The sequence below is a fragment of the Nocardia sp. JMUB6875 genome (assembly GCF_041154655.1).
Classification (GTDB): domain Bacteria; phylum Actinomycetota; class Actinomycetes; order Mycobacteriales; family Mycobacteriaceae; genus Nocardia.
The window spans coordinates 1-5580 of record NZ_BAAFGR010000298.1 but is presented as its reverse complement, the minus strand read 5'-3'; the positions used below and the strand labels follow the sequence as shown (position 1 = coordinate 5580).

Here is a 5580-nt window from a genome sequence, read left to right as displayed (position 1 = left end):
CACCCACCCGGGGTCGGGTGTCCCGTTGTCCGACCTTGCCGCACCGGTGTGCCACTCGGCGATCGGGTTGTCGCGCCGGCGGACTCGGGCGGTGCTCGGCGGTGAATCCGAGGGCTCGATGGTGAATCGGCGCGGGGTCAGCGGTCGAGTTCCTCGGACCAGGCTTGGAGGCCCGCCAGGAAGCCTGCGCGTTCGGCGGGAGTCAGGCGGGCCATGGCGCGGTGGAGGGCGTTGGAGCGGCGGGCGATGAAGGCCGCCACGTCGTCGCGGCGGTCGTCGGGGAGGGAGAGGAGAGTGCGGCGGTTGTCGGCGGGGTCGTTGTGGCGTTGCAGCCAGCCGGCGCGGTTCAGTTCTCCGGCAAGCTGACTCGCGTTGGTGAGGCTGATGCCGAGGCGGCGGGACAGGTCGCCGACGCTGATGCTCCCGGCGGCGAGCACCTGCGCCAGCACCGCGCCGTGACGGTTGCCGAGGCCGTCGGCGTCGAAGGATTCGCGAAGCGCGGGCGGCATATCGCCGTGGGCGCGGCGGAAGTGCGTGGCGATGAGGGGCGCCAGCGCTTCCAGTCGCCGCTGGTCCTCGGCGCTGACCGGTGTGCTCGCCGTGATGGTGCATACCGGGGTGCCCGGGCTGCCCGTGGTGTCCGCCGCTCGCTGTCGCCGAGGCACGAACCCTCCGATCGATCTCCGACTCTGTCTTGACACCGCAAGGATACAGGTTCAAAAATCAGAACAGTTCCGAAGTTTGAACTATCTGATGATGGAAGGCTCACACATGCGCACCCGCCTGCTCACCGCGGCCGCCCTGCTCACCACCGGATACTTGTGCGGCGCATTCGGTTACGGCTTGATCAATGTCGCCCAGGCGTTCAAGACCGTGCCGCTGGATGTTCGCTTCACCTTCCACACCGCCCTCATGAAGGTGAACGGCCCGGTCATGCAATCGACCATGGCGCTGGCCGCTCTGACCTCCCTGCTGCTGGCCGTCTACAGCGCCGGACTCGTCCGGCGCTGGGCCGCAACGGCTTTCGCGCTGGAGGTGACGTCGTTCCTGATCACGCGCTTCGGCAATGTCCCCATCAACGGCAAGATCAAGCAGTGGGCGGTCGGCCCGTTCCCGTCCGACTACGCCCAGCTCCTGCACCGGTGGGAAATGTTCCACATCGCCCGCACCACCACGGCGCTGCTGGCATTCCTGATCATCATCGCCCTGGCCGTCTCGGCCCAGGCTCCGGCGCGTCAGCCGGTCCCGGTGGCCCCCAACTGAATTCTCGCGATTCCGAACTCGGTGGACGCTATGTCTAGTTAGTCTGTGCAGTGTTAGCGAACCTTCACCGCTAGGACCTCTCGTGAGCTATTCACTCATCATCGCCAATGGCACGGTCGTCGACGGCACGGGCGCGGAACCCTTCCCGGCCGATATCGCGGTGCGGGACGGCCGCATCGCCGAGATCGCCGCGCCCGGCGAACTCGCGCACGCCGAGGCGCAGGAGCGAATCGACGCGGACGGCCTGCTGGTGACACCCGGATTCGTCGACATCCACACGCATTACGACGGCCAGATCACCTGGGACCCACTGCTGACCCCGAGCTGCTGGCACGGCGTCACCACCGTGGTGATGGGCAATTGCGGCGTCGGCTTCGCACCGGTCACGCCGGAGAAGCGGGAATGGCTGATCGGGCTCATGGAAGGCGTCGAGGACATCCCGGGTGCCGCGCTCTCCACCGGAATCCATTGGAACTGGCAGTCTTTCCCGCAGTTCCTCGACGCCCTCGACCAGCTGCCGCTGGCCATCGACGTCGGCACCCAGGTTCCGCACGGCGCGGTCCGCGCCTACGTGATGGGGGAGCGCGGCGCCAAGAACGAGGCCGCCTCCGCCGAGGACATCGGCATGATGGCCAAGCTGGTGCGCGAGGGCATCGAGGCCGGGGCGCTCGGCTTTTCGACCTCCCGCACCATCGTGCACCGCGCCATCGACGGGGAGCCGGTGCCGGGCACCTTCGCCGCCGAGGAGGAGCTGTTCGGTATCGGTCAGGCGCTGGCCGACGTGGGCCGCGGGGTGTTCGAACTGGCCCCCGCCGGGATCATGGGCGAGGATCTCGCCGCGCCCGACCGTGAACTCGCCTGGATGCTGCGCCTGGCCGAGCAGACCGGCCGCACCGTGAGTTTCGGCCTGCTGCAACATGATGGCGCACCCGACGACTGGAAACGACTGCTGGACTCCGCCGCCGAAGCCTTCGACTCCGGAATCCCGCTGCGCCCACAGGTTTCCGCCCGGCCGCTGGGCCTGCTCATCGGCCTGCAGACGTTCAACCCCTTCTCGTTCCGCCCGTCCTACCAGGCCGCGGTCGCCCGCAGCGGCCAGCATCTCGACGCCCTGGTCGCCGAACTGCGTGACCCGGCCCTGCGCGACACCATCCTGAACGAGGCCGACCTGCCCGACAATCCGATGGCCTTCATCAGCATGGGCCTGGATCGCACCTTCACCCTCGGCGACCCGCCCGACTACGAACCCGATCCGGCCGCCAGCCTGGCCGCGGACGCCGACCGCGCGGGCGTCGAACCATTCCGCTACATCTACGACCAGCTGCTCGGCCGCGACGGCCGCGCCCTGTTCTACCGCCCGCTGCTGAATTACTCACGCTTCACCCAGGATCCGATCCGCGACATGCTGACCCACCCGGTCACCGCGGTCGGCCTCGGCGACGGCGGCGCCCACGTCGGCGCCATCTGCGACGCCTCCAACACCACCTACCTGCTCACCCACTGGTCCCGCGATCGCGCACGCGGAGAACGCATTCCGCTGCCGCTGGCCGTCCGCAAGATGACCCTCGACACCGCGCGGATGTACGGCCTGCACGACCGCGGCGAGATCGCGGTGGGAAAGAAGGCCGACCTCAACATCATCGACTACCACGCCCTGCGCCTGCTCCCGCCCGCCATGGCCTACGACCTCCCCGGCGGCGCCCGACGACTCCTCCAGCGCGCCGAGGGCTACCGCGCCACCATCGTCTCCGGCCAGGTAGTCCTGCGCGACGGCGAGGACACCGGCGCCCGCCCCGGCGCCCTGATCCGCTCCTGACCCGGATCGCTCGCCGAATGACCCTGCGCGCCAACCAACTCGGAGTCCGAACGGGCGAGCTGGCGCGCAAACCATGCGGCCCGCCGCCGGACTTTGCCCAGCAGTAGTCCGGCGGCCCCGGAGGTCCGGATGAGAATGGTCCGGAACTCCGGGTGGCCGGGGCGGCGCGGATGCCGTTGGGCGGGTGGTCAGCTCAGCTGGACGACGGCGGTGGCGCGCCCGAAGATCTTGCGGCCCTCGTTGAGTGCGGTGATCGCGACGACGGCGGTGCCGGTGTCCGGGTCGATCGACTTGATCTTGCCCGTGTAGTCGATGGCCGTGGGGCCGCCCTCGGCGAGGTGGACCGGATTGCTCATGCGCACGCTGTACTGCTTCAGCGCGCCCGGATCGCCCAGCCACGAGGTGACGAAGCCCGCGCCGTAGGCCATGGTGAGCATGCCGTGCGCGACAATGCCGCGCTCGAGCCCGACCCGCCGTGCGGCCTCGGTGTGCCAGTGGATCGGGTTCGCGTCACCCGCGACACCGGCATAGCGGACCAGGTCACCGATGGTGAGAAGGATTGTGCTGCTAGGCAATTCGTCGCCCACCCGAACCGCGTCCAGCCGCCGCGACCGGGTGCTGCGATAGGTCGCGATGACCGGATCCCAGCCGGGCAGCTCGATGCGGCGCGGCGTCCGCGCCAGGAAGGTGTCCATCCCGCGATGCACCAGTTCGCCCAGCAGCCGGTGGGTTTCGGCATGATCCTCGGACTGTTCGGCGCGCCCGATGACGCTGGTGGATCCGGTCAGCACCGCCACCCCGTCCGCGTCGGTGATGACGTTCTCGAACACGAACATGTCCCCGCCGAACGCCCGCCGCACCGAGCGCAGCGCCACATTGCTGGTCAGTCGATCGCCCACCAGGATCGGCCGGTGGAAATCCAGCACCTGATCGGTCTGCACCGAGGCCCGCAGGTCGTAGCCGGTCAGCATGCCGCTCATGGCGTGCTGCACCGGCGTGGCCAGCAGCGACGCGAAGGTCGGCGAGCCGATCAGCGCCGGATAGCCCAGCTCCGCGGCGGCCTCCTCGGACCAGTGCGCCGGATGGTCGTCCTGCACGGCGGACGCGTACTCCCGCACCTTCTCCCGGCCGACCTCGTAGTAGGAGTCGAGCCGAAACCGCCGATCCACCATCGAGGTCGCGTGCTCGATCGGATCGGATGCCGCCGGCTCGATGGGATCGGTCATCGCGGGCGCGACCGGGTCGGTCATCGAAGGCGCGACCGGGTCGGTCATCGAAGGCACAGCGACGGACTCGAGAATGCTCAAAACAACCCCTCTGCGGTTTCGGTAGTGGACTGACGGAATGTCACCGAGATCGAGGGGGAGCCCGTGATGACCCGCCACCTGCGATCCATCGAGGTCGAGCGGGCGGCCACCGCATGGTTGTCAGCGGAGCTACAGCGTGGCGGTCTGCGCAGAGGATAGCCACCGCCGCGGTTCCGGAATAATGCAGGGATGTCAGCCGCCACCGTTCTGATCCTCCAGCACGCCGACGTCGAGCAGCCCGGCCTGATCCGGGAGGTGCTCGAGGCGCATCGAATTCCCACGCTGACCCGCAATCTGATCGCGGAGCCGGGCGTCTCGGCCGCGGACCTGCCGCCCTTCTCCGAGCTGGCCGGGCTCGTCCTCATGGGCGGCGTCATGAACGCCGACCAGACCGACGACTACCCGGCCCTGAAGCTGGAACGCGAATTGCTCACGCAGGCACTGCGAGTCGAGCTCCCGACTCTCGGCATCTGCCTGGGTTCCCAGCTCCTGGCCCGCGCCGCCGGTCTCACCGTCCGCCCCGGCACCGTCGACGAACTGGGCTGGGCCCCACTCCGCGACGTCGACCGCGACGACCCGTTCGTGGGCCCGCTGGCCGACGCACCCGCCGTGCTCCACTGGCACGGCGACCGCATCGAGGCCACCGCCGCCATCCCCGCCCTGGCCGCCACGGATTCCACACCCGTGCAAGCCTTCCGGGCCGGACCCGCCGCCTGGGGCCTGCAATTCCACCCCGAAGTCGACGAGGCCATGCTCGAGGGCTGGCTCTCCGAACCCGACTACGGCATCGAGGCCCGCCAGCTCCTGGGCCCCCACGCACTGGATATCCTTCGCGCCCAGGTCCGTTCGGCAGCCCCGGCCCTGCGGCCGCTGTTCGAGCAGAGCCTCGAATACTTCAGCTCGCTGATCCTGGCGCGCCGATCCGCCACGGCGGCAGGCTGATTCGCCTCGGCCGACTCCGAGCGTCCTAGCGCTTGGACGAATTCGCGCACCGCCGCGAATATCGCGCCCACAGCATCGCCACGACAATGGCCCGCGCGGCGTCCCCGGCGCCCTGCATCCGCCCGGTCCATCGCGGCCGCGGCAATTTCCCGCGCACATACCTCCGGAGGCGCTGCGCCCCACCGTCTCCGAGAGGGGACCGCCCCGCCGGTTCCCCCTCGGAACGGTCCGCCCCCGCCTGCTGGTGCGCCC

6 protein-coding genes are annotated in these 5580 nt (G+C 69.5%); 3 read left to right on the top strand and 3 right to left on the bottom strand.

Annotated features, from left to right (window positions below):
- Window positions 1-137 precede the first annotated feature (137 nt).
- On the bottom strand, window positions 138-665 hold the full coding sequence (locus ACAM49_RS38480; RefSeq protein ID WP_369640448.1) for a MarR family winged helix-turn-helix transcriptional regulator: 528 nt from the start codon (window positions 663-665) through the stop codon (window positions 138-140).
- 91 nt (window positions 666-756) lie between these two features.
- On the opposite strand from ACAM49_RS38480, the gene ACAM49_RS38475 reads away from it, so the two are divergent.
- Together ACAM49_RS38475 and ACAM49_RS38470 are read left to right on the top strand one after the other, a co-directional pair.
- Window positions 757-1263 carry a DUF1772 domain-containing protein gene (locus ACAM49_RS38475; protein ID WP_369640447.1) on the top strand — a complete coding sequence of 169 codons (507 nt, stop codon included), beginning with the start codon at window positions 757-759 and terminating at the stop codon, window positions 1261-1263.
- A gap of 82 nt (window positions 1264-1345) precedes the next feature.
- Entirely contained in the window at window positions 1346-3079 is a 1734-nt protein-coding gene (locus ACAM49_RS38470) for an amidohydrolase family protein (protein ID WP_369640446.1), read from the top strand.
- Between the two features lie 188 nt (window positions 3080-3267).
- On the opposite strand, the gene ACAM49_RS38465 is transcribed toward ACAM49_RS38470, so the two are convergent.
- Window positions 3268-4353 (bottom strand): fused (3R)-hydroxyacyl-ACP dehydratase subunits HadA/HadB, encoded by a 1086-nt coding sequence (locus tag ACAM49_RS38465; RefSeq protein ID WP_369640445.1) that lies wholly within the window; start codon window positions 4351-4353, stop codon window positions 3268-3270.
- Window positions 4354-4575: 222 nt separating this feature from the next.
- On the opposite strand from ACAM49_RS38465, the gene ACAM49_RS38460 reads away from it, so the two are divergent.
- On the top strand, window positions 4576-5328 hold the full coding sequence (locus tag ACAM49_RS38460) for a type 1 glutamine amidotransferase (RefSeq protein WP_369640444.1): 753 nt from the start codon (window positions 4576-4578) through the stop codon (window positions 5326-5328).
- A 25-nt stretch (window positions 5329-5353) separates the two neighbouring features.
- On the opposite strand, the gene ACAM49_RS38455 is transcribed toward ACAM49_RS38460, so the two are convergent.
- The coding region (locus tag ACAM49_RS38455) for a hypothetical protein (RefSeq protein WP_369640443.1) at window positions 5354-5580 on the bottom strand (227 nt) is incomplete at its 5' end.

Excerpts from the sequence above, each read along its gene's own strand:
- ACAM49_RS38475 (WP_369640447.1), top strand. The coding sequence starts at position 757 with ATGGAAGGCTCACACATGCGCACCCGCCTGCTCACCGCGGCCGCCCTG.
- ACAM49_RS38465 (WP_369640445.1), bottom strand. The coding sequence starts at position 4,353 with ATGACCGACCCGGTCGCGCCTTCGATGACCGACCCGGTCGCGCCCGCG.
- ACAM49_RS38460 (WP_369640444.1), top strand. The coding sequence starts at position 4,576 with ATGTCAGCCGCCACCGTTCTGATCCTCCAGCACGCCGACGTCGAGCAG.